This is a genomic window from Nonomuraea sp. NPDC049684, from assembly GCF_044465345.1.
Taxonomy (GTDB): Bacteria; Actinomycetota; Actinomycetes; order Streptosporangiales; family Streptosporangiaceae; genus Nonomuraea.
Genome location: NZ_JBITLO010000004.1, coordinates 250,848 through 273,201, shown reverse-complemented (window position 1 = coordinate 273,201; position 22,354 = coordinate 250,848). Strand labels below are relative to the sequence as shown.

20 protein-coding genes and 1 tRNA gene are annotated in these 22,354 nt (G+C 72.7%); 10 read left to right on the top strand and 11 right to left on the bottom strand.

Annotated features, from left to right (window positions below; all coding sequences use genetic code 11):
• Positions 1-46 precede the first annotated feature (46 nt).
• The 4 genes from ACIBST_RS15215 (at position 47) to ACIBST_RS15200 (ending at position 3,706) form a co-directional block, all read left to right on the top strand.
• Positions 47-1,276 carry a methionine--tRNA ligase gene (locus ACIBST_RS15215; protein ID WP_397172065.1) on the top strand — a complete coding sequence of 410 codons (1,230 nt, stop codon included), beginning with the start codon at positions 47-49 and terminating at the stop codon, positions 1,274-1,276.
• Positions 1,277-1,385: 109 nt separating this feature from the next.
• A complete protein-coding gene (locus ACIBST_RS15210) occupies positions 1,386-2,363 on the top strand; it encodes a phosphotriesterase (protein ID WP_397172064.1) in 978 nt (325 codons plus the stop codon).
• A gap of 52 nt (positions 2,364-2,415) precedes the next feature.
• A complete protein-coding gene (locus ACIBST_RS15205) occupies positions 2,416-2,802 on the top strand; it encodes an STAS domain-containing protein (RefSeq protein WP_352327166.1) in 387 nt (128 codons plus the stop codon).
• 10 nt (positions 2,803-2,812) lie between these two features.
• On the top strand, positions 2,813-3,706 hold the full coding sequence (locus ACIBST_RS15200; RefSeq protein ID WP_397172062.1) for an RNA polymerase sigma factor RpoD/SigA: 894 nt from the start codon (positions 2,813-2,815) through the stop codon (positions 3,704-3,706).
• A 479-nt stretch (positions 3,707-4,185) separates the two neighbouring features.
• Here ACIBST_RS15200 and ACIBST_RS15195 read toward each other — a convergent pair whose 3' ends face one another.
• From ACIBST_RS15195 to ACIBST_RS15165, 7 genes are all read right to left on the bottom strand, one after another.
• Positions 4,186-5,313 (bottom strand): hypothetical protein, encoded by a 1,128-nt coding sequence (locus ACIBST_RS15195; RefSeq protein WP_397172061.1) that lies wholly within the window; start codon positions 5,311-5,313, stop codon positions 4,186-4,188.
• A 151-nt stretch (positions 5,314-5,464) separates the two neighbouring features.
• Complete coding sequence (locus ACIBST_RS15190; protein WP_397172060.1) at positions 5,465-7,975, bottom strand: Tex family protein; 2,511 nt, start codon at positions 7,973-7,975, stop codon at positions 5,465-5,467.
• 27 nt (positions 7,976-8,002) lie between these two features.
• Positions 8,003-9,166 carry an amidohydrolase gene (locus ACIBST_RS15185; RefSeq protein WP_397172058.1) on the bottom strand — a complete coding sequence of 388 codons (1,164 nt, stop codon included), beginning with the start codon at positions 9,164-9,166 and terminating at the stop codon, positions 8,003-8,005.
• 83 nt (positions 9,167-9,249) lie between these two features.
• Positions 9,250-9,474 (bottom strand): hypothetical protein, encoded by a 225-nt coding sequence (locus ACIBST_RS15180; protein ID WP_357978227.1) that lies wholly within the window; start codon positions 9,472-9,474, stop codon positions 9,250-9,252.
• Between the two features lie 10 nt (positions 9,475-9,484).
• Positions 9,485-9,919 carry an RpiB/LacA/LacB family sugar-phosphate isomerase gene (locus tag ACIBST_RS15175; protein WP_397172057.1) on the bottom strand — a complete coding sequence of 145 codons (435 nt, stop codon included), beginning with the start codon at positions 9,917-9,919 and terminating at the stop codon, positions 9,485-9,487.
• 21 nt (positions 9,920-9,940) lie between these two features.
• Positions 9,941-10,016 (bottom strand) — tRNA-Met (locus tag ACIBST_RS15170).
• A gap of 136 nt (positions 10,017-10,152) precedes the next feature.
• Complete coding sequence (locus ACIBST_RS15165; protein ID WP_397172055.1) at positions 10,153-10,614, bottom strand: MarR family winged helix-turn-helix transcriptional regulator; 462 nt, start codon at positions 10,612-10,614, stop codon at positions 10,153-10,155.
• Positions 10,615-10,687: 73 nt separating this feature from the next.
• Here ACIBST_RS15165 and ACIBST_RS15160 point away from each other — a divergent pair, with 73 nt between their 5' ends.
• Entirely contained in the window at positions 10,688-12,094 is a 1,407-nt protein-coding gene (locus ACIBST_RS15160) for an MFS transporter (protein ID WP_397172053.1), read from the top strand.
• Here the strand turns inward: ACIBST_RS15160 and ACIBST_RS15155 are convergent.
• Positions 12,072-12,428 carry a DUF742 domain-containing protein gene (locus tag ACIBST_RS15155; protein ID WP_352328721.1) on the bottom strand — a complete coding sequence of 119 codons (357 nt, stop codon included), beginning with the start codon at positions 12,426-12,428 and terminating at the stop codon, positions 12,072-12,074. The genes ACIBST_RS15160 and ACIBST_RS15155 overlap by 23 nt on opposite strands.
• Positions 12,421-14,289 carry a nitrate- and nitrite sensing domain-containing protein gene (locus ACIBST_RS15150; RefSeq protein WP_397172051.1) on the bottom strand — a complete coding sequence of 623 codons (1,869 nt, stop codon included), beginning with the start codon at positions 14,287-14,289 and terminating at the stop codon, positions 12,421-12,423. Before ACIBST_RS15150 ends, ACIBST_RS15155 begins: the two co-directional genes overlap by 8 nt.
• A gap of 184 nt (positions 14,290-14,473) precedes the next feature.
• Between ACIBST_RS15150 and ACIBST_RS15145 the strand changes: the two genes are divergently transcribed.
• Complete coding sequence (locus ACIBST_RS15145) at positions 14,474-16,033, top strand: ABC transporter substrate-binding protein (protein ID WP_397172050.1); 1,560 nt, start codon at positions 14,474-14,476, stop codon at positions 16,031-16,033.
• Here ACIBST_RS15145 and ACIBST_RS15140 read toward each other — a convergent pair.
• Entirely contained in the window at positions 16,009-16,188 is a 180-nt protein-coding gene (locus ACIBST_RS15140) for a hypothetical protein (RefSeq protein WP_397172048.1), read from the bottom strand. The two genes, ACIBST_RS15145 and ACIBST_RS15140, sit on opposite strands and share 25 nt — an antisense overlap.
• 20 nt (positions 16,189-16,208) lie before the next feature.
• On the opposite strand from ACIBST_RS15140, the gene ACIBST_RS15135 reads away from it, so the two are divergent.
• The gene (locus tag ACIBST_RS15135) at positions 16,209-16,832 is read left to right on the top strand and encodes a hypothetical protein (protein ID WP_397172583.1); all 624 of its coding nucleotides are present in this window, start codon (positions 16,209-16,211) and stop codon (positions 16,830-16,832) included.
• On the opposite strand, the gene ACIBST_RS15130 is transcribed toward ACIBST_RS15135, so the two are convergent.
• On the bottom strand, positions 16,801-17,904 hold the full coding sequence (locus tag ACIBST_RS15130; protein ID WP_397172046.1) for an MFS transporter: 1,104 nt from the start codon (positions 17,902-17,904) through the stop codon (positions 16,801-16,803). The two genes, ACIBST_RS15135 and ACIBST_RS15130, sit on opposite strands and share 32 nt — an antisense overlap.
• Before the next feature lie 74 nt (positions 17,905-17,978).
• Here ACIBST_RS15130 and ACIBST_RS15125 point away from each other — a divergent pair, with 74 nt between their 5' ends.
• From ACIBST_RS15125 to ACIBST_RS15115, 3 genes are read left to right on the top strand one after another with little or no spacing between them, the layout of a single operon-like run.
• On the top strand, positions 17,979-20,465 hold the full coding sequence (locus ACIBST_RS15125; RefSeq protein ID WP_397172045.1) for an ATP-binding protein: 2,487 nt from the start codon (positions 17,979-17,981) through the stop codon (positions 20,463-20,465).
• Positions 20,466-20,473: 8 nt separating this feature from the next.
• Positions 20,474-21,445 (top strand): inositol-3-phosphate synthase, encoded by a 972-nt coding sequence (locus tag ACIBST_RS15120; protein WP_397172043.1) that lies wholly within the window; start codon positions 20,474-20,476, stop codon positions 21,443-21,445.
• 37 nt (positions 21,446-21,482) lie between these two features.
• The gene (locus ACIBST_RS15115) at positions 21,483-22,283 is read left to right on the top strand and encodes an exodeoxyribonuclease III (RefSeq protein WP_397172041.1); all 801 of its coding nucleotides are present in this window, start codon (positions 21,483-21,485) and stop codon (positions 22,281-22,283) included.
• Positions 22,284-22,354: the final 71 nt, after the last annotated feature.

Here is a 22,354-nt window from a genome sequence, read left to right as displayed (position 1 = left end):
ACCCGGGGCCTCTCGTCGTGTCGGGGCCCCTTCCGGGAGGCGACCGATGTACATCACGACGACCATCCCCTACGTCAACGCCCGCCCGCACCTCGGGCACGCGCTGGAGCTCGTCCAGGCGGACGTGCTGGCCAGGCGCCACCGGCGGCGCGGCGAACCGGTGCGGTTCCAGACCGGGACCGACGACAACTCGCTGAAGAACGTGCTGGCCGCCGAGGCCGAGGGGCTGCCGGTACGGGAGTTCGTGGACCGCAACGCGGCCGCGTTCGAAGGGCCCTGTCCGGAGGGGCACGAGGGGCCCTTGCAGGTGGTCTCGGAGCGGAACTGGTTCTTCCGGCTCTCCCGCTACCAGGACGCCCTGCTCGACCTCGTCCGCGGCGGCGGCCTGCGCATCGAGCCGGCCGCCCGGCGCAACGAGGTGCTGGCGTTCGTCGAGGCGGGGCTGGCCGACATCAGCGTCTCGCGATCGGCGGCGCGCGCCCGCGGCTGGGGCATCCCCGTGCCGGGGGATCCCACCCAGGTCGTGTACGTGTGGTGGGACGCCCTCGCCAACTACGTCACCGCCCTGGAGGGCGCCGACCACGAGCGCTGGTGGGTGGCCGAGCCGGACAAGGTGCACCTGGTCGGGAAGGGGGTGATCCGCTTCCACGCCGTCTACTGGCCGGCGATGCTGCTGGCCGCCGGCGAGCCGCTGCCGTCGCAGATCTTCGTGCACGACTACCTCACCGTGAACGGCCGCAAGATCAGCAAGTCGTCCGGGACCGCCGTCGACCCGGTGGCCCTGGTGAAGGCGTACGGCGTGGACGCGGTGCGGTGGTGGCTGCTGCGCGAGGTGCCGCGCGTGGGCGACGCCGACTTCACCGAGGACCGCCTGATCGCCAGGGCCGACGAGGACCTGGCCAACGGCGTGGGCAACCTGGTCAACCGGGTGGCCACGATGGTCCACCGGTTCCTGGACGGGAACGTGCCGGAGGTGCGCGACGAGTTCGGGCCGGGCGACGTGGACGGCGCGCTGCGGGACTTCGACTTCCGCCGGGCCGCCGGAGCGGTGTGGCGGCTGGTGGAGGAGGCGAACAGGTACGTCGAGCGCGTCCGTCCGTGGCAGCAGGCCGCCGGCGGGCGGGAGGCGTCGCTGGGCGTGCTGGTGGGGGCGTGCCGGACGCTGGCCGTCGAGCTGGAGCCGTTCCTGCCGACGGCGGCGGCGCGGGTGGCGGCGGCGGTGTCGGGGGAACGGCTGCCGCGGCCGGAGCCCCTGTTCCCGCGCCTGACCCGGTGAATCGCGACATGTGCCAACACGCCGATCGGGACCCGCCCCGGACGGTTGACGGTGCGGCAGGGGCGGCCTACGTTGGGCGCACTTACTGACCAGTTGGTATGGAGGTCCCATGCCCACCGTCGAGACCGTCCGGGGCCCGATCGACGTCGAACGGCTCGGCCAGACGCTGATGCACGAGCACGTGTTCGTCGTGGCCGCCGAGCACGTGGACAACTACGGCAAAGGCGCCTGGTGGGACGAGGAGTTCCGGGTCGCCGACGCCATCGCCAAGCTCGGTGCGGTGGCGGCCAAGGGCGTGCGGACGATCGTCGACCCGACGGTGTGGGGCCTCGGCCGCCACATCCCGCGCATCCAGCGGGTGGCCGCCGCGGTGCCGGCCCTCAACATCGTCGTCGCCACCGGCCTGTACGCCTTCGAGGAACTGCCCCACCAGTACGAGCACCGCGGCCCCGGCCTGTTCCTCGACATGCCCGACCCGATGATCGACGACTTCGTCCGCGACCTCACCGAGGGCATCGCCGACACCGGGGTGAAGGCCGCGCTGCTGAAATGCGTGGTGGAGCACAAGGGGCTGACGCCCGGCGTCGAGCGCATCTGCCGGGCCGTCGCGCGGGCCCACGTGCTGACCGGGGCGCCGATCACCGTCCACACGAACGCCTTCACCCAGAGCGGGCTGCTCGCGCTGGACCTGTTCGCCAAGGAAGGGGTGAACCTGGAGAAGGTGGTCGTCGGGCACGCGGGTGACAGCAACGACCTCGACTACCTGATGCGCCTGGCCGACACCGGCGCGACGCTCGGCATGGACCGGTTCGGGCTCGACGTCTACAACCCGACCGAGCAGCGCGTGGCCACGATCGCGGCCCTGTGCCGGCGCGGATACGCCGACCGCATGGTCCTCAGCCACGACACCGCCTGCTTCATGGACTACTTCGGCGGCGCCTGGGACGAAGCCAGAAACACGCTCGCGCCGAACTGGCGCTACGATCACATTCACGATGACGTTTTGGCCGCACTGCTCGGCTCTGGTGTCACCGATGACCAGATCGAACAGATGCTGGTGTTCAACCCGAGACGCTACTTCTCGTAAAGTGGTCGAGAAGTGACGACAAGTGGGAAACAACGCGGGTAGGTGGAGCTGGGTGACTTCGGAGCAGGCTTTGTCGATCAGCCTCGGACTCCAGGGCCCCTGCGTCATCGCACGGCTGACCGGGGATTTCGACTTCGGGTCCGCGGCCGAGGTGCGCGACCGGGTCACCAAGGCGCTCGACCTCACCCAACCGCCGCTCCTCGTCATCGACATGCAGGCCGTCAGCGTCTGCGACTCCTCGGGCCTGTCCGTGCTGGTCTACCTGCACAAGGCCGTCACCGCCTCCGGCGGCAAGCTGCTGCTGTCCGGTCTGAACGGCCGGTGCAAGCACCTGTTCGCGATCACCGCGCTGGACAAGTTCTTCGACATCCGCAGCACGGCCGAGCTGGCCATCGCCGAACTCAACGAAGCCGGGAATTCGCCGCCTTTTACCGGGTAGTTGCCGTTACATGTCGGCCGCAGAGCCCGACCTGCTCGGCATGTACCTGGAGCAGATCGGAAAAAATCCCCTGCTCTCCGCCGCGGACGAAGTCGACCTCGCCCGGCGGATCGAGGCAGGACTGTACGCGGGCCACCTGATCGAGCGCGGCGCCGCGACCCCGGAGCTCGAAGCCGTCGTGCGCGACGGGCGGCGGGCCAAGGACCAGCTGATCAGGTCCAACCTCCGCCTGGTCGTCGCCGCCGCCCGGCGGTACGCCTTCCGCGGGCTGCCGCTGCTCGACGTCATCCAGGAGGGCAACCTCGGGCTGATCAGGGCCGTGGAGAAGTTCGACTACACCCGCGGGTACAAGTTCTCGACGTACGGCATGTGGTGGATCCGCCAGGCCATCGAACGCGGCATCCACGACAAGAGCCGCACCGTACGGCTGCCCATCCACGTGGCCGAGGACCTGTCGCGGCTGCTCAGGGCCGAGCGGCAGCTCGCCACCGACCTGGGCCGCGAGCCGACGGACGGCGAGCTCGCCGCCTCGGCGGCGCTCACCGCCGAGCAGGTCGCCGCGTTACGCAGGCTCGGCCAGGAGGTGGTCAGCCTGGACCTCCCGGTCGGCGAGTCCGGCGAGAGCCGCATCGCCGACATGATCGCCGACGAGGAGGGCGCCGGGGTGCAGGAAGTCGCCGAACACCGTGCCCTGAGCGCCGACGTCCGGGACGTGGTCACGTCGCTGCCGCCGCGCGAGGCGTTCGTCATCAAGCTCCGGTACGGCCTCACCGGGCAGAAGGCGGAGAGCTACAGCGAGATCGCGGACCGCCTCGGGCTCACCAGGGAACGCATCAGGCAGTTGGAGAAGCAGGCACTGAAACGCCTCCGCCAGTGCAGACCCCTCCTGGCCTGGGCCTCCTGACCTCGCATCCGCCGGTTCTTGGACGGCGGGTCGTCCGCTGTTCTTGGGCGGTGGGCGTCGGGGCGCGGTCACCCGGTCGGTCCCGGACAGCGGACGGGGGCCGAGCGCGTGCTCGGCCCCCGTTCTCCTCGGGTCTTGGGTCAGGCGGTGACGAGGAGCGCGACCCCGATCAGCACCGCAACCGGGACGAGCCACATGACGGCCTCGACAGCGAACTCCTTGTACATCGCGCAAGTCTCCCTCGAAACGCCCAAGTGGGGCACCGCTAAACGTCACTGCGCAGCATAGCCGCCCCCACCCCCGACTCGATCCACCCACATCCCCGGGAGGTCCCGGCCGGCGGCACCGTCGACAGCCGAATGTGCCACGTGCGGGAGCCGTTCGCCGGGCGATGCGGACGTGTCAGCTGTTGACGGGCGATGCGGGCGATGGGGACGGGCCACTTCACAGCTGCCGGCGGCCGATGGGGAGGAGCCGCCTCACAGCTGCTGGCGGGCGATGCGTTTGCCGAGACTTGCCAGGGACTCGTCGGCCATCAGGGCGGGCAGGCGCGGGGCGTCCACGTCGATCTGGTGCAGTACGGCGGGATGGGCGCCGTTGAACCGGCTCCACGCCCGGACCACCTCCGGCATCGCCGCCACCGCCGGGTCCGACAGGATGGCCTCCCTCGGCAGCCACGACGTCAAAAACTGGCTCACCCGCGCCGGACTCCACCAAAGCGGACGCTCACCCACAAACTCCGCCAACTTCTCGAACGCCTCCCGCGCCCCCGGCACATCGGGCAGCTCGTGGAAATCGGCCATCGTGCCGTCGGGCGCCTGCCGTACGAGCCCGGGCACGGCGAGAGCCCGCGCGATGGCCAGCGGACGGACGGCGGGCAGCGTGTCGGCCACCTGAGCCCCCATGATCCGGTCGCCCAGCTCGAACGCGTCCAGCACCCGCCCGGCCACCACCCCGGGATCGGCCGGGCTCAGGCCCAGGTCGTCGAGGAACTTGACCTCCTCGACGACGGCGTCCACCGCGAGGCCGCCGTTGGGCTGGTCAATGCCGACGACGAGGATGTGCGGCTCCTTGCCGTTCGCGTACCGGAAGGACAGGACGGCCAGCGTCTGCTCGCCGTACGGGTCGGCCTTGCCGTACCAGGCTCCTTCACAGGTCACCTGCCCCATACGCCGCACCCACCCGGGCAGCCCGAGCTCGGCCTCGGTCATCCCGGGAACCTCCACCCCCAGGACCCGCAGCACCCCCGCCCCCGGCCGCGCTCCCGCTTCAGACCGCGCTTCCCCCCGAGAGGCGTCCGGCGCCGCGCCCGATTCCGCACCCTCCTGATCGCCATCCGCCCCGTGCCACCCGACCGCCGTCTCACCCGGCTCGGCCGACTCGTGATCAACGTCCGGAGAGGATTCCGCCCCCGTCCATCCGGGCCTGTCGACCGCGGCCAGGGCGGCGAGGGTGAGACGCGACTCGGCGCTGCCGTCCTCGGCCAGCTCCCGCAGGAACGGCCTGACCTCATCGGGCTCCAGAGCGGCGGTGAGCCGGGCCGCCCAGAGCTCGGTCCGCAGCGGCGAGCGCCAGCGAAGCAGGTCGCGGGCTTGGCCGACAGCCATGGAAAACACAGTTGTCCTCACCCTCCGACCGTATCGCCCCCACTGCAAACCCTCCGCCTAGTGGGGGATGAGCCGGTTGACAGTGGGCTGGTGGCAGGGGAGCCCTGACGGTGGGCCGGTTGTGAGGCCGGCCCGCCGTCAGGGGCTGACGTCAGCGGTTGTCGCCGCCGAGGCCCGCCTTGCGGAGGGCTTCGGCCATCGCGCCCATGGGAGCCGGACGGTCCTGGCGGCGCTGTCCGCCGCGCTGACCGTCGCCGCGACCCTGGCCACGACCACCGTCGCCACGACCACCCTGGCCACGTCCGCCGTCACGACCGCCACCGCCGCGCGTGCCGTCGCCCCGGCCACCTTCACCCCGGCCGCCGTCGCGGCCGTCGCCGCGGGAGCCGCCGTCGCGGCCGCCCTCGCCACGGGGGGCGGAGCCGTCACGAGCGGAGCCGTCGCGGCGGGGCTCGTTGCGGGGTCCGTCCGAGCGGGCGCCCGACTTGCGGGGCGGGCGGCCCTCCGCGGACGGCTGGGGGACGTCGTCCTCCAGGCGCAGGGTCAGGGAGATGCGCTTGCGCGGGATGTCCACCTCAAGGACCTTGACCCGCACGATGTCGCCCGGCTTGACCACGTCGCGCGGATCCTTGACGAACGTGCGGGACATGGCCGACACGTGGACCAGGCCGTCCTGGTGGACGCCGATGTCGACGAACGCGCCGAAGGCGGCCACGTTGGTGACCACGCCCTCCAGGATCATCCCCGCCACCAGGTCGGAGATCTTCTCCACGCCCTCCTTGAAGGCCGCCGTCTTGAACGCCGGACGCGGGTCGCGCCCCGGCTTCTCCAGCTCGCGCAGGATGTCGGTGACGGTCGGCAGGCCGAAGGTGTCGTCGGTGAAGTCCTGCGGCCGGATCGTGTGCAGGGCCGAGGTGTTGCCGATCAGCGACTTGAGGTCGGTCTGGACCGAGCTCAGGATGCGCCGGACCACCGGGTAGGCCTCCGGGTGCACGCTGGAGGCGTCGAGCGGGTCGTCGCCGCCCGGGATGCGCAGGAAGCCCGCGCACTGCTCGAACGCCTTGGGCCCGAGCCGAGAGACCTCCTTCAGCGCCGTGCGGGTGCGGAACGGGCCGTTGGCGTCGCGGTGGCGCACGATGCCCTCGGCCAGCGTCGCCCCGATGCCCGACACCCGGGTGAGCAGCGGCGCGGACGCCGTGTTGACGTCGACCCCGACCGCGTTGACGCAGTCTTCGACGACGGCGTCGAGCGAGCGGGAGAGCTTGGACTCGGCCAGGTCATGCTGGTACTGGCCGACGCCGATCGACTTGGGGTCGATCTTGACCAGCTCGGCGAGCGGATCCTGCAGCCGGCGCGCGATGGAGACCGCGCCGCGCAGCGACACGTCGAGGTCGGGCAGCTCCTGGGAGGCGTAGGCCGAGGCCGAGTAGACCGAGGCGCCCGCCTCCGACACCACGATCTTGGTGATCGACGGCATGAGCTTGACCAGGTCGCCGGCCAGCTTGTCGGTCTCGCGCGAGGCGGTGCCGTTGCCGATGGCGATGAGCTCGACGCCGTGCTTCTGGGCCAGCGCGCCGAGCACGGCCAGGGACTGGTCCCACTGGCGCTTGGGCTCGTGGGGGTAGATGGTGGCGGTCTCGACGACCTTGCCCGTGGCGTCGACCACGGCCACCTTCACGCCGGTGCGCAGGCCGGGGTCGAGGCCCATGGTCGCCCGGGTGCCGGCCGGGGCGGCCAGCAGCAGGTCGCGCAGGTTGGCGGCGAACACGCGCACCGCTTCGTCCTCGGCGGCCTGCCACAGGCGCATGCGCAGGTCGATGCCGAGGTGCACCAGGATGCGGGTGCGCCAGGCCCAGCGCACGGTCTCGGCCAGCCACGTGTCGGCCGGACGCCCCTTGTCGGAGATGCCGAACCGGGCGCCGATGCGCAGCTCGTAGTCGGCGGTCTCGTCGGGCTCCAGCGCGACGTTGAGCACCTCCTCCTTCTCGCCCCTGAACATCGCCAGGATGCGGTGGGAGGGGAGCTTGGTGAACGGCTCGGTGAAGTCGAAGTAGTCGGAGAACTTGGCCCCCGCCTCCTGCTTGCCCTCGCGCACCTTCGACACGAGCCGGCCGCGGCTCCACAGCCGCTCACGCAGCTCGCCGATGAGGTCGGCGTCTTCGGCGAACCGCTCGATCAGGATCGCCCTGGCCCCTTCGAGGGCCGCGCCGGCGTCGGCCACGCCCTCGGTGACGAACTCCGCGGCGACCGTGGCCGGGTGGAGCGTCGGGTCGCCGAGCAGCTTGTCGGCCAGCGGCTCCAGGCCGAGCTCGCGGGCGATCTGCGCCTTGGTGCGCCGCTTGGGCTTGTAGGGCAGGTAGATGTCTTCGAGCCTGGCCTTGGTCTCGGCCGCCATGATCTGCGCGCGCAGCTCGTCGTCGAGCTTGCCCTGAGACTCGATCGACTCCAGGATCGCCGCCCTGCGCTCGTCGAGCTCGCGGAGGTAGCGCAGCCGTTCTTCGAGCGTGCGGAGCTGCGCGTCGTCGAGGGCGCCGGTGACCTCCTTGCGGTAGCGCGCGATGAACGGCACGGTGGCGCCGCCGTCGAGCAGATCGACCGCCGCCTGCACCTGCCCGTCGCGCACGCCGAGCTCTGCCGCGATCCGCTGGTGAATAGAGAGCACTTGCCTGCCTTTCGATGGTCCCGCCGGTCAATTGTGCAGGACTACGCCGTCTTTCATGACCAGAGTGCGCCGAGGGTGAACGACCACGGCCTCTCCGGGGCCGCTCGCGGGCACCACGACGAGGTCGGCCCGGTCGCCCGGAGCCAGGCCGTAGCCGGGCAGCCCGAGGGCCAGCGCGCCGCCCACGGTCGCGGCCTCCAGGGCGAGCTCGATGTCCTCGTCGCGGCGGAACGCGCTGCGGTAGGCGAGGTGCATCGCGCGCTCCAGCATGTCGCCCGAGCCGTAGGGACCCCACAGGTCGCGGACGCCGTCGTGGCCGCAGGCGACGGTGACGCCCGCGGCGCGCAGCTTCTTGACCGGCGGCACCGGGTAGCTGTAGACGGCGGCGGTGGCGATGGCCACGCCCGCCTCGGCGAAGCCCTGGATCAGGCGATCCTGGGCGGCCTCGCCGAGCTCGCCCAGCGCGTACGCGTGGCTGACCGTGACCCGGCCGCCGAGCCCCAGCGCCTTGGTGCGCTCGGTGATCAGCTCCAGCTCCCAGCCGCCCAGCGAGCCGCCGTCGTGGAGGTGGATGTCGATGCGCGCGCCGAACCGGTCGGCCAGGCCGAAGATCAGGTCGAGGTGGCGCACGGGATCGCGGTCGACGCCGGCCGGGTCGAGGCCGCCGATCGCCTCGACGCCGCCGCTGAGCGCCTCGGCCAGCAGGTCGGCGGTGCCGGGGTTGGTGAGCACGCCGTGTTGCGGGAAGGCGACCTGCTGCACGTGGACGGGGGAGCGGGCGGCGGCCTCGCGCACGGCCTCCACGCCCCGCAGGCCCACGGACGGGTCGATGTCGGTGTGGGTGCGCACGTGGGTGGTGCCGGCCTGGCTCATCCGGGCCAGCAGCGCGGCGGCGCGCTCGGCGCTCGGCACCCCCAGCTCGGCGCGGCGGCCCAGGTCGTTGGCGATGCGGCCGGCCAGCGAGTCGTCGGCGGAGTGGGGGATCCAGGGGCCGCCGTAGAGCGTCTTGTCGAGGTGGCAGTGGGCGTCGACGAGACCGGGCAGGACGAGCTGACCGGACACGTCGAGGACGAGGGCGCCGGGCGCGTCGAGGGACGGGCCCACCCGGTGGATGCGGCCGTCGCGGACGAGCAGGTCGGCGGGGGACGCGAGCCCCCAGGGCCGGCCGCCGCGGATCAGCACGTCGGTCATGCCCAGCACCCTAGAGGGCGGCACCGACGATTTCCGTGCCCTCGGACGTGAGGGTCGTGAGCCGCCCGCGACGGCGGACGGAGCTAGTCGGGGCGGGTGGCGAACAGTTCGAGGTGGTGGCAGGAGCGGCAGCGGTAGGCGTCGATCTCCCACTTGGGACGGCCCATCAGCCGGGCGCCGCCGAAGATCCCGCGTGACAGCGCCCCCTCGACCCAGCGGGCGTACCCCCGGGAGTGCTCACCCTGGTCGGCGACGAAGCCGGGTTCGAGCCCCTCCTCGCCGCAATGCGTGCACCGTAAGTTGTCCATGCCGCAGAGCCTAGATCTCCGCGAGGTGCGCCACGTTGGCCACGTCGGCCGGGTCGGTGCTGGGCCGCCCGCCGAACCAGGCGTCGAGGATCTCGCCGAGCACGACGTCGGAGGTCAGACGGAGGCTGAGGGCCAGCACGTTGGCGTCGTTCCACTTGCGCGCCCCGTCGGCGGTGTAGGCGTCGGCGCAGAGCGCGGCCCGCACGCCGGGCACCTTGTTGGCCGCGATGGAGGCGCCCGTGCCCGTCCAGCAGCAGACCACCGCCTGGTCGGCCCGGCCCTCCGCGACGTCTCTGGCGGCCAGCTCGCAGGCCCACGCCCAGTCGTCGCGCTCGCCGTCGTCGAGTGCGCCGTGGGTCAGCACCTCGTGACCCCGACCGCGCAGCTCGGCCACGATGCGCCCGGCCACCCCGTCGTTGCTGTCCGCCGCCACCGAAATCCGCATGGCCCATCTCTACCAGCAATGTGGTGACGGGTGCGGGGATCGAACCCGCCTGGAGCGGCTTATGAAACCGCCGGGCACACCAGCGCCCCCACCCGTCTGGAACGGGCCGGGGGCCGCCGGTTCAGCGGCGGGAACCCCCGGACGGGTGCGGCATGCGCATTCGCCGGACGATCAGCTGGATGACCACGGGCACGAGCATGCCGCCCGCGCCCCCGGCCCCGCAACACGTTTTCTCAGGTGTACCGGGCGCGCATGCGCTCGCAGAAGTCGTCCGACAGCTTGGTCATCAGCCGGGACAGGTCGGCGCGCTCCTGCTCCGGCCAGTCGGACAGCACCTCCTCGAACCACTCGGTGGTGACCCGGCGGCACCTGCTCGCCACCTCGGCCCCCTCCTCGGTGAGCGCGATGCGCCAGGCCCGCCGGTCGTCGGGGTCGCGTACGCGCTCGACCAGCCCGCGCTGCTCAAGGGCCGCGACGTGCCTGGTCACGTGCGGGCTCTCGACCTGCAGCCCCTCGGCGATCATGCCGATCCTGCGGGGCTCGCCCGCGTCGAGCAGGTAGACGATGATCTGCACGTCGGGCCGGTCGAGCCGGATGCCGGCCGCCTCGGTGAGCCATTCGTGGGTCTTGGCGCGGTTGAGCGTGACGACCAGCCGCCGGAAGGCCGACACCGTCCTGTTGAGATCTTCGCCCATCTGTTTGCTTACCTAACTTACGTATGTATCATCGTTGCTCGGTTACTTACCTAAGTTATCTAAAGGAGCCGACATGGCGACAGCCGTCGTATCCGCGACGCGTGAGACGTCGATGCGCAATCCCTGGCCCACGGTGGTCTCCCTGGCGTTCGCGGCCTCCATCGCCGCACTCCAGAACACCGCCGTGGTCCCCTTGCTTCCCGTGCTGCAGCGGGAGCTGCACGCCTCGCTCTCGGCCGTGAGCTGGACGCTCACCATCAGCCTGCTGGTCGCGGCGGTCTCCACGCCGCTGCTGTCGCGCTTCGGCGACATGTACGGCCGGCGCCCGATGATCCTCGGCGCGCTGGGCCTGCTGGTGGTGGGCTCGGTCATGGCGGCGATGGCCACGTCGCTGACCTGGTTGATCATCGCCCGGATCCTGCAAGGGGCGGTGTCCGCGCTGGTCCCGTTGTCGATCGGCGTGGTCCGCGACCTGCTGCCCAGGCAGCAGCTCGCGACCGGCATCGGCGTGCTGAGCGCGACGATGGGGTTCGGCAGCGGCGGCGGCATGATCCTGGCCGGGCTGGCCGCCGGTGACTACCACCTGGTGTTCTGGATCACCGGCGGGATCTCGCTGGTGGCCGTCGTGATCCTGGCCTTCCTCGTGCGGGACGTGGCGCCGGCCGGCAAGGGCCGCCCCGACCTCGCGGGGGCCGCGCTGCTGACCGCCTGGCTGGTCGCGCTGCTGCTGGCGATCAGCGAGGGCGGCTCGTGGGGCTGGACGTCGCCCGGCGTGCTCGGCCTGTTCGCCGGGGCCGCCGTGCTGGCCGTGGTGTGGGTGCTGGTCGAGCGCAGGGTGGCCGAGCCGCTGGTCGAGATGTCGATGCTGGTGCACAGGGGCACGATCGGCGCGACGGTCTCCTCGATGCTGCTCGGGTTCTCGTTCTTCACGATGCTGACCGGCATGTCGCAGTTCGCCCAGGTTCCGAAGGCCACCGGCTTCGGCTTCGGCGCCTCGACCCTCCAGGTCGGGCTGTTCCTGCTGCCGAGCACCCTGTTCATGCTGGTCATCTCGCTGTTCGCGGGGCGGATCATGCGCCGGTTCGCCGCCTCGTTCATGGTGGCGACGGGCGCGGGCGTGACCGGGCTCGCGGGGGCGTGGCTGGCGTTCGAGCACGGCAGCCCGGCCACTCTGTACGTGGCCTCGTCCCTCATGGGCATCGGCCTCGGCATCGGCTACGCCGCGCTGGGCACGATGGCCGTCGAGCACGTCGAGCCGTCCAGGACCGCGCTGGCCGCGGGGGTCAACGCGCTGGTGCGCATCGTCGGCGGCAGCGTGGCGGGCGCGGCCATCGCCGCGATCCTGGCCGCGCGCCCCGGCGTCCTGGGCTTCCAGTGGGTGTTCGGCACCGCCGCGGCGGCCGGGCTGGTCGCGGCGGTGTTCGCCACCGTCTACGGAAAGCTGAACAGCCGGGCCGTCACAGCGCCTTCAGCCCACTGATCACTTCCAGCAGCACCTTGGCGTCCGGCGCGGGGGGCGGCAGCTCGACCTGGACGAGCTGCCGCGCGTGCAGGTCGCCGACCAGCACCCGGACCACGCCGATGGGCAGGTTCAGCTCGGCGGCCACGTCCACCAGCCGGGTCGGCTTGGTGCACTTCTGCATGATGATCAGGTGCTCGGGCCCGAGCCCGACCGGGGGCGTCAGCCCGCCGGCGGTGACGATGACCGCGATGAGGTCGATGGCCTCGCTCGCGGGCACCGTACGGCCCCTGGTCAGCAGGTAGGCCGGGACGATCGGACCGGCGTCCTCGTCCAGCCAGCGCTCGTCACTCACTTGGCACCACCCGCATCACAGGACGGGCGGGCTCCTTCACGTCGGCCTCCGGTTCCGGATCGGCGACGTGCTCAGCCGGGATCAACACGATCGCGGTGGTCCCTCCATATGGTGAACCGCGTAGCGTCACGCGGATGTCGTGCCTGGCGGCCAGGCGGGAGACGACGAAAAGCCCCAGCTTGTCGCTGTCGGCCAGGTCGAACTCGGGTGGGCTGGCCAGCCGCTCGTTGAGCTCGGCCAGCTCCTGGGCGCTCAGCCCGAGCCCGCGGTCCTCGACCTCGAAGGCGAAGCCGCGGGCGGTCTCCTCGCCGCGCACGATGACCTGCGTGTGCGGCGGCGAGTAGACGGTCGCGTTCTCGATGAGCTCGGCGACCAGGTGGATCACGTCGCCGACCACCGGCCCGGCCAGGCGCTGGCCGGACATCGGCTCGACGGTGACCCGGCGGTAGTCCTCCACCTCGGCCGTCGCGCCGCGGGCCACGTCGAGCAGCGGCACCGGCTTGCTCCAGCCGCGGCCCGGGGTGGCGCCCGACAGGATGATCAGGCCCTCGGCGTGGCGGCGCATGCGGGTGGTCAGGTGGTCGAGGCGGAACAGGTCGTCCAGGGCCTCGGGGTCCGTCGCGCGGTGCTGCATGTCCTCAAGCTGGATGCGCTGGCGGTGCAGCAGGGCCTGGGAGCGCCGGGCGAGGTTGCGGAAGACGTGCCCGACGCCCTCGCTGAGCTGCGCCTGGCCGATCGCGGCCTCGACGGCGGTCTGCTGGACGGTGGAGAAGGCCTGGCCGACGTCGCCGATCTCGACCGTGCTGGTGGCCACCGACAACTCCGGCATCTCCACCCTCTCGCCCTTGCGCAGCTTGGCCACCACGTGCGGCAGCCGCTCCTGGGCCACCTCCAGCGCGGCGAGCCGGAGCGCGCCCAGCTCCTTCGACAGCCGGTTGCCCATCCGCAGCGAGAACACGATCGACACGATGACCAGCAGGAAACACGTGCCGGCCAGGATGAACGCCCGCGACAGCACCTGGTCGGCCACCGGGTCGGCGCGCGCGTTGAGCAGCGTGCTGGCCCGCATGAGCGACTCCCCGTACGTCTTGGAGATCGACTCGGTGGTGCTCAGCCAGCCGCGCGGCGGCGTGGCGCCGGCGATGATCCGGTCCTCCATCAGCCGCATGCGCTGGTAGACGGGGGAGGTGACGAGGGAGACCTGGGTGTCGCGCAGGCTCGTGTCCAGCTCGCCGAGCCCCTGGTCGATGAGGAAGCGCCGGTTGCCGACGATCTGGGTGAACTGCCGGCGTTCCGCCGGCGTGACCGGGCCGAGCGCGATGGCCTGCTCCCTGGTCAGCAGCTCCTTGGCGTAGCCCAGCTCGATGATCACACGGGACTGCTCGTAGATCGGGATGTCGTCGATGAGCGCGACGCGCCGGTGCAGGCCGTAGAGGGAGTCGATCACGGTGTTGTACGCCTCGCCGGCGAGCAGACGGTCGGACAGGCCGTCGTCGATCTCACCACGGATCGCGTCGAGCCTGCCGAGCTGCGTGTACACCGCGTCCACCTGCGTACGGATCTCTTCCGATCGGTCCTTGGAGTTGCTGGAGAGCTTTCTGAACTCGTCCCTGGCGGCGTCGGTGCGGGTGCGCTGGTCGGCCACGTCCTTCTGGGAGGCGGCCCGGCGCAGCAGCTTGGCCGAGGAGAGACGCTCGTGCTGGAGCTCGCTGATCAACTTGTACGCCGGATGGCGGAGGTTCGTCCAGAGTGTCTTGTACTGACGCAGCTCCAGGCTCTCGCCGGCGGTGACGGCGGTGATCACGCCCCACAACACGACCATGGAGGTCAGAGGCACGAGTAGTAGTCCGATGATCTTCATGCGGATCGTCCGGCTACGACCCATGGCACCTCACTCCGGTCGGTCCCCTGCTGGCAACCCCGGACGGGACAAGCCCAGAGGATAGCAATTCGATCACCCAATTGCCCAATTTTTCGGGACTTTTGGACATGTGTCCGTGATCTTGCAGTAGGTTTCCCCCAAATCGGTTACAGAGGGAGATGCGTTGCGCCGTCGTCTCGCAGCGGCCGCCGCGCTGGCGCTTCTGTCGGCCTGTTCCGGGCCCACGGAGGTCCCCCGGCCCCCCGCCGCCGAGTCGGTCTTCGTGTACGCGCAGAACCTGGACGTCATCTCCGACTGGGACCCCGCGAGCTCCTACTCCAACGAGCTGATCGCCTTCCAGAACGTCTACGAGACCCTGACCCTCTGGAACCCCTTCACCAAGAAGTCCTCCCCCCGCCTGGCCACCTCCTGGCGCTCGACGCCCGACGGCCGCACCTGGACGTTCACGCTGCGCCAGGGCGCGACCTTCCACACTGGCCGGCCGGTGGACGCCGCGGCGGTCAAGGCGTCGATCGAGCGCACGATCAAGACCGGCGCGGGCGCGTCCTACATCTGGGACGCCGTCTCCTCCGTCAAGGCCGAGGACGCGAGCACGGTCACCTTCGCCCTGAAGTACGCCGTGCCGCTCGACCTGGTGGCCTCCTCCGGGTACGCGGCCTACATCTACGACACGCAGGCGGCGCCGGACCTGCGCTCATGGCTCGGCGCGGGCAGGGACGCCGGGTCGGGGCCGTACACGGTGGCGGCCTGGCATCCGGGCCAGGAGGAGGAGCTGACGCTCAAGGCGTACCCCAAGTACTGGGGCGGATGGGACAAGCCGCACTACAGCACGGTCAAGTACCGCGTCGTGCCCGACCCCGACCGCGCGTGGCGGATGCTGGCCCGCGGCGAGGTGAGCTTCGTGGACCGGCTCAGCCCCCGGCTGTTCGCCAGGGCCGCGGTCACGCCCGGGGTGCGCACCAGCGAGCGGGACTCGTACCAGACGGCCATGCTGCTGTTCAACACCGCGAGCGGGCCGATGAAGGACGTGCGGGTGCGCCGCGCGGTGCAGAAGGCCGTGGACTACCGCGGCCTGGTCAGAGCGCTCAGGGGCGCGGTCGCGCCGGCCGGCGGCATCGTCCCTGAGGGGCTGACCGGCCACGTCGCCGGCCGCCCGCCCCGGCAGGACCTGGCGGGTGCGGCGGCCCTGCTGGGCCGCGCCGGGTACGGACCCGCGGGCCGGCCGCTGCGGCTGACGCTCACCTACGCGCAGGGCGACCACGACCAGCGGCTGCTGGCCACCAGCCTGGCGGCGGAGCTGAAGCCGCTGAACGTCACGCTCGACGCCCGCGCCATGCCCTGGAAGGCCCAGTGGGAGCAGGGCAGGAAACGCGGCCAGGACATCTTCGTCATGTACTGGTGGCCCGACTACCCCGACGGCTACTCGTGGTTCGGCAACGTCTTCCGCGGCGGCGACCCGCCGGTGTTCAACCTCGCCTACCTGCGCGACAGGACCCTGGACGAGCTGCTCGACGGGCTGCCCGAGCTGAGCGTGACCGACAAGGAGGCCGCGCAGGCGGCGTACGAGCAGGCCACCGGGCGCGTGCTCGACGTGCGGGCCGCCGCGGCGCTGCCCTGGGTGGTGCGGTACCAGAGGGCCTACCTGGGCGGTGTGCAGGGGTACGACGACAACCCCGCCTACCCGGACGTGGTCTTCGCCTACGAGCTGCGCCCCTCGGGCTGACCCGCCTCGGACGCCGCCTCGACGCGTTCCCGCAGCCGCGTCCTGATCTCCTCGGGCGTGTACGCCCGCCGCCTGCGTTCGGCGCGCGCGATCACCACCCCCGTGGCCGCGACCCCCGCGATTCCCGCCAGACCGAGCATCTTCCACCAGCGCATGTGCCTAGGCTAGCGATGTGCTGACTCTCGACGAGGCCGTCAAGGTGACCAGAACCGGCGATCTGTGGATCTTCCGCGGCCGGTCCGTGCCCGACCGGGCCATCCAGACGATGACCAACAGCCCGGTCAACCACGTGGGCATGGCGATCGTGATCGAGGACCTGCCGCCCATGATGTGGCACGCCGAGCTGGGAAAGTCGCTGCTCGACCTGTGGGCGGGCACCCACCAGCGCGGGGTCCAGCTGCACGACCTGCGCGACGCGGTCACCGTCTGGGCCGACCGCTACGGCCAGCGTCCCTGGCTGCGCCAGCTCGAACCGCAGGCCACCCCCGAGATGGAGGACGCCGCGCTGCGCGTGGTCGCCCGGCTCGACGGCACCCCGTTCCCGTCCACCGCCCGGCTGGCCGCCCGCTGGGCCAGGGGCCGGGTCCCGCGGCGGGCCAGGAAGGAGGCCACGCTGGAGAGCGCGTACTGCGCGGAGGTCGTGGCCGTCACCTACGAGGAGATGGGGCTGCTGCCCGGCGGCCGGCGTCCCAACTGGTACGACCCGGGCAGGTTCTGGAGCGGCGACGACCTGGAGCTGCTGACCGGCCGCCGCCTCGGCCACGAGATCACCGTGGGAGTTCCGCGTACGCGGGCCTGACCCTGGCCAGCGGGATCGTCGTCACGACGAGCGCGGCGACCAGCACGAACCCCAGCCGGTAGCCGGTGTGCCCGAGCACCAGCCCGAACCCCGTCGCGCCCACGCCCATCCCGGCGTCGTAGGCCAGGTTCCACAGGGCGCTGACGCGGGCCGGCTCGCCGCGCTGGAGCATCACCGTCAGCGTCGCGTTCTGCAGCACCCCGAACCCCGCCCCGAACAGCGCCATCCCGGCCACGACCGCAACGGGAGCCGTCGTCCACGCCTGCAGCGCGGTGCCCGCGGCGGCGGCGAGCAGGCCCGGCACGAGCAGCCTGGCCGGGCCGTGGCGGTCGCCGAACCGGCCCGCCCACCAGCGGGCCGCCGGCGTGGCGAGCGACTGGGCGAGCAGGGCCGCCGAGGCCAGTCCCGGCGAGCCCGCCAGCGGCAGGAACGTCACCAGCACGCCGACGGAGACCGTGACCGAGGCGAAGACCAGCATCGGCGCGGCCAGCCCGCCGGCCCGCCCGCCCGCGCCGGCCGTCGCGGGCCTGCCGGCGGGCAGGCCGGTCACCGCCACGAGCCCGGCCAGCGGCAGCAGCCCGGCCACCACGAGGACGGGCGCGAACCCGAGCACGTCGGCCGCCCACAGACCCAGCGGCAGACCGGCGACCGAGGGCACGCCGACGGCCAGGCCGTACAGGCCGAGCCCTTCACCGCGGCGCTCGGCGGGCACCAGGTCGGCGGTGAGCGCGGTGCCGGCGACCACGAGCACGCCGAGGCCCGCGCCGCGCAGCAGCGACACGGCCAGCACCACGGGCAGCTCCGCCGACAGCGGCAGCAGCAGGGCGGGCAGGCCGAGCAGCACCAGGCCGAGCGCCATCGCCGTCCGGTAGCCGTGCCGCGACAGCAGCCAGGGGACGGCCAGCTCGGCGAGCACCGTGGACAGCATCATCGCGCCGGTCGCCAGGCCCGCGCCGGACGCGCCGGACCCGCCGGTCGCCGCGTACAGGGGGACGGTGGAGAACAGCAGGAAGAAACCGAGCATCCCGGTCACCGAGGCAGCCATCATCAGGCCCAACGAACGCGTCATCATGCCATCGACGATGACGAATCCCGCTTTGGACCGGATCGGGCATGATGCGTAGCCGCCTCTTCATAATGAGAGGTGTGTTCGTGGGACGTGAGGCCGAACTGGGCCGGCTGGCCGCCGCGTGGGCCCGTACCCCGAGTGCGGTGCTGGTCGTGGGCGAGGCGGGGATCGGCAAGTCCAGGCTGGTCGCGCGGTTCGCCGGCGGGGTGGACGCGCTGGTGGCCGAGGGCGGGGCCGATCCGGGCGGGCCGGCGTACGCGCCGTTCGTGCCCGTGCTGCGCCGCCTGGTCAGGGAGTACGGCGCCGGGCTGGTGCCGGGCGCCGGGCGCAAGGGGCTGGCCTGCCTGCTGCCCGAGCTCGGGGAGCTGGACGACACGCCCGACCTGGGCCGCGCCCGGCTGTTCGAGGAGGTGCTGCTGCTGGTCGAGCGGGCCGCCGAGCGCCGTCCGCTGGTGATCGTGCTGGAGGATCTGCACTGGGCCGACCAGGCCGCCCGCGACCTGCTGGCGTACCTGCTGCGCAACCTGACGCGGCCCGGCGCGATGGTCGTCGCGACCTCGCGCGAGCCGCTGCGGCTGCCCGGCGCGGAGCTGGTCAGGGTGCCGCCGCTCGGCCGCGACGAGGTGGCCCGCCTGCTCGGCCGCGACGACGTCGACGCGATCGTGGCGCGCAGCGAGGGCAACCCGCTGTTCGCCGAGGCGCTGGCCGAGGCGGGCGAGACGACCCCCGCCTCGCTGCGCGAGCTGCTGCTGGCCGGGGCCGAGAGGCTGCCGGGGCCCGGTCTCGACGTGCTGCGGATCGCCGCCGTGGCCGGGCGCAGGACGCCCCACGAGGTGCTGCGCCAGGTCGCCGGCCTCGACGACCTGGCGCTCGACGAGGCGCTGCGGCCGGTCGTACGGGCCCGGCTGCTGCTCGTGGACGGCGACGCCTACGTCTTCCGGCACGCGCTCATCCGCGAGGCCGTCTACGACGACCTGCTCCCCGGCGAACGCCGCCGCCTGCACGCCCGCTGCGCCCCCGCCCAGCCCGACCTGGCCGCCGACCACTGGCACGCGGCCGGCGACGGGCCGCGCGCCTTCGAGGCCGCCTGGCGGGCCCGCAGATGGGACCTGGTGCTGGAGCTGTGGGCGCACGCCGACGGCCAGGACCACGCCCAGGTGCTCGAAGACGCCGCCAGGGACGCCCTGCGCGACGGCGACGCCCACCGCGCCGACGACCTGGCCGGCCGGGCGCTCGCCGAGGTCGCCGACCCGCTGCGCGCGGCCCACCTGCTGGAGCTGCGCGTCGCCATCCGCGACCTGCACGGCGAGGAGGGCCTGGACGACCTGCGCGAGGCCGTCCGGCTGGCCCCCCGCGAGTCCCGGCTGCTCGGCGCCCTGGCCTGCACGCTGGCCTGGCACGGCCAGGACGACGAGGCCCGCGCCCGCGCCGAGGAGGCGTACGCGCTGGGCGACGCCAGGTCCCTGGTCACCCTGGCCGCGCTCGCCGCGCTCGACGACGACCTCGCCACCGCCTCCGCCCTGTACGCCCGCGCCCGGATCAGCGCGCCCGACGACGACACGCTGCTCGTCTCCTACGCCGGCGAGGCCGACGCGCTGGAGGCCGCCGGCGAGCACGCCAGGGCCGAGGCGGTCGCGCGGCGCGGCATCGCCGAGGCCGCCCGGCTGGGCCTGACCCGCTCGCGCGGCGCCCACCTGGCCGCCAACCTGGCCGAGCCGCTCGCCTCGCTGGGCCGCTGGACGGAGGCCCGCGAGGTCGCCGCCCCCGCGCTCGCCCTCGACCCGCCGCCGATCTACCGCGCTTGGATCCTGCTGGTGCTCGGCACGGTCGCGGTGCAGGAGGGCTCGCTGTCCGCGGCCGGCGCGCTGCTCGCGCAGGCCAGGCCGCTCATGCGCGGGCGGTCCCGCGGCTACGACTCCTGCCTGGAGCCCGACCTGCTCGAATGCCGCCTCGCCGAGGCCGGGGGAGACCTGGACCGGGCGCGCCGGGTGGTCGATCATGTGCTGTCGGAGCACGACCTGACCCGCAGCCGCCGCTACGCCTGGCCGCTGCTGGCGCTCGCGGCCCGCATCGGACGGGTGCGCGCCGCGCCGCCGGGCCTGCCCACCGTCGGGCGGCTGCAGGAGGCGTACCGGGCCACGTTCGAGGCCGAGCTCGGCGGCTCGTGGGCCGGTGCGGTGGCCGCCTGGCGGGCCGTGGGGCAGCCGTACGGGCTGGGGCGGGCGCTGGTCGGCGCGGCCGAGCGGGACCCGGCGCGGGCCCGCGAGCCGTTGCGCGAGGCCCTGGCCATCGCCGCCGCGCTCGGCGCGGAGCCGCTGCGCCGGCAGGCGGAGGCGGCGGCGGCCACCGCCCGGGTGACGCTGTCGGCGACGCCGGGGCTGTCGGCCCGCGAGCTGGAGGTGCTGGGCCTGGTCGCCGAGGGCCTGAGCAACAGGCAGATCGCCGAGCGGCTGTTCATCTCGGCCAGGACCTCCGGCGTGCACGTGTCGAACATCATGGCCAAGCTGGGCGCCGCCTCCCGGGTGGAGGCCGCCGCCGTCGCCCGCCGGACCGGCCTGATATGAACTCCGGCATGACCACCGTGAACGTCGCCCTCGTCGGCGTGGGCAACTGCGTGTCGTCCCTCGTGCAGGGCGTCGAGTACTACCGCGACGGCGAGGCGCCCGGCCTGCTCAACCCCGTGTGCGCCGGGTACGCAGTCTCCGACGTGCGTTTCACCGCCGCCTTCGACGTCGGCCGGGCCAAGCTCGGCCTGGACCTGTCGCAGGCGATCTGGGCGCCGCCGAACAACTCCCGCCGCTTCGCCGACGTGCCGCACCTGGACGTGCCGGTGCGCGAGGGAATCCTGGCCGACGGCGTGGGCGAGGGCTCGGCCGGGCTGGTCGAGCCGAGCGGCGCCGCGACGGTCGCCGACGTGGCCGCCCACCTGCGCGAGACCGGCTCCCAGGTCGTGGTGAACTTCCTGCCCACCGGCGCCCAGCGCGCCGCCGAGCGGTACGCCGAGGCCGCGATCGAGGCCGGCTGCGCGTTCGTCAACTGCATGCCCGCCGTGCTCGCCCGCTCCGCACGCTGGCGCGACCGCTTCGCCGCGGCCGGGCTGCCGCTGCTCGGCGACGACCTGAAGAGCTCCTTCGGCGCCACGCTCGTGCACCGGGCGCTGGTCGACGCCCTGACCGCGAGCGGGGTCCGGCTGCGCGCCGGCCACCAGCTCCTGGCCGGGGGCAACATGGACTTCGTCAACCTCCAGGACCCGGCCAGGATGGCCGGCAAGCGGGCCACCAAGGCGTCCGGCGCCGGCACCTCCACCCACGTCGGCGCCCAGTACCTGCCCTTCCTCGACGACCGCAAGATCGCCTTCATCCGGCTGGAGGGCGAGGGGTTCGGCGGCTCCCCGCTGGAGGTCGAGCTGCGCATGGTGGTGGAGGACTCGCCGAGCGCGGCGGGCAACGTCCTCGACGCCGTGCGCCAGGCCAAGGCCGCGCTCGACGCGGGCGCGGGCGGCTTCCTGCGCGACGTCTCGGCCGCCCTCATGAAGGCGGTCTGACCTCGGCTGCCGCGAGTGGTCGTGGCAGGCTGGGAGGATGCGCCTGGCGACCTGGAACGTGAACTCGGTCAAGGCACGGCTGCCGCGCCTGCTCGACTGGCTGGCCGCGACCGAGCCCGACATCGTCTGCCTGCAGGAGACGAAGTGTCCCGCGGAGTCGTTCCCCGTGGCAGAGGTGGGCGAGCTCGGCTACGCCGCCGCCGCCCACGGCGACGGCCGGTGGAACGGCGTCGCCGTGCTGTCGAGGGTCGGGCTGGAGGAGGTGACGCCGAGCTTCCCCGGCGAGCCGGGCTTCGCCGAGCTCGACGGGGTGGGCGCCGCCCGTCCCGAGGCCCGCGCGCTCGGCGCGACCTGCGGCGGCCTGCGGGTCTGGTCCCTGTACGCGCCGAACGGCCGCGCGGTCGGCTCGCCGCACTACGCCTACAAGCTGGCGTGGTTCGCCGCGCTGCGGGACGCGCTGGCCGAGGAGGCCGGCTCGCCGCTGGTGGCCTGCGGCGACTACAACGTGGCGCCGACCGACGCCGACGTCTGGGATCCCGCGCTGTTCGCCGGCTCCACGCACGTCACCCCCGCCGAACGCCGCGCGCTCGCCGAGCTGCTCGACCTCGGCCTGCGCGACGTGGTGCCGACGCCGATGAAGGGGCCGCACCCGTACACGTACTGGGACTACCGGGCCGGGATGTTCCACCAGAACAAGGGCATGCGGATCGACCTGGTCTACGCCAGCGCCGACGTCGCGGAACGGGTGCGGGCGGCGTACGTCGACCGCGAGGCGCGCAAGGGGAAAGGCCCCTCGGATCACGCTCCCATTGTGGTGGATCTCGACCCGGTAAATTAATCAACAAACAGCTGCAAGACGAGTATCGTGAGTAACCAAATGTGCGGGGGCACGCTTCTTCTTCAAGATCG

Coding starts and splice junctions, on each gene's coding strand:
- ACIBST_RS15215 (WP_397172065.1), top strand. CDS start 47: ATGTACATCACGACGACCATCCCCTACGTCAACGCCCGCCCGCACCTC.
- ACIBST_RS15210 (WP_397172064.1), top strand. CDS start 1,386: ATGCCCACCGTCGAGACCGTCCGGGGCCCGATCGACGTCGAACGGCTC.
- ACIBST_RS15200 (WP_397172062.1), top strand. CDS start 2,813: ATGTCGGCCGCAGAGCCCGACCTGCTCGGCATGTACCTGGAGCAGATC.
- ACIBST_RS15195 (WP_397172061.1), bottom strand. CDS start 5,313: ATGGCTGTCGGCCAAGCCCGCGACCTGCTTCGCTGGCGCTCGCCGCTG.
- ACIBST_RS15185 (WP_397172058.1), bottom strand. CDS start 9,166: ATGACCGACGTGCTGATCCGCGGCGGCCGGCCCTGGGGGCTCGCGTCC.
- ACIBST_RS15180 (WP_357978227.1), bottom strand. CDS start 9,474: ATGGACAACTTACGGTGCACGCATTGCGGCGAGGAGGGGCTCGAACCC.
- ACIBST_RS15175 (WP_397172057.1), bottom strand. CDS start 9,919: ATGCGGATTTCGGTGGCGGCGGACAGCAACGACGGGGTGGCCGGGCGC.
- ACIBST_RS15165 (WP_397172055.1), bottom strand. CDS start 10,614: ATGGGCGAAGATCTCAACAGGACGGTGTCGGCCTTCCGGCGGCTGGTC.
- ACIBST_RS15160 (WP_397172053.1), top strand. CDS start 10,688: ATGGCGACAGCCGTCGTATCCGCGACGCGTGAGACGTCGATGCGCAAT.
- ACIBST_RS15150 (WP_397172051.1), bottom strand. CDS start 14,289: ATGAAGATCATCGGACTACTACTCGTGCCTCTGACCTCCATGGTCGTG.
- ACIBST_RS15140 (WP_397172048.1), bottom strand. CDS start 16,188: ATGCGCTGGTGGAAGATGCTCGGTCTGGCGGGAATCGCGGGGGTCGCG.
- ACIBST_RS15130 (WP_397172046.1), bottom strand. CDS start 17,904: ATGATGACGCGTTCGTTGGGCCTGATGATGGCTGCCTCGGTGACCGGG.
- ACIBST_RS15120 (WP_397172043.1), top strand. CDS start 20,474: ATGACCACCGTGAACGTCGCCCTCGTCGGCGTGGGCAACTGCGTGTCG.
- ACIBST_RS15115 (WP_397172041.1), top strand. CDS start 21,483: ATGCGCCTGGCGACCTGGAACGTGAACTCGGTCAAGGCACGGCTGCCG.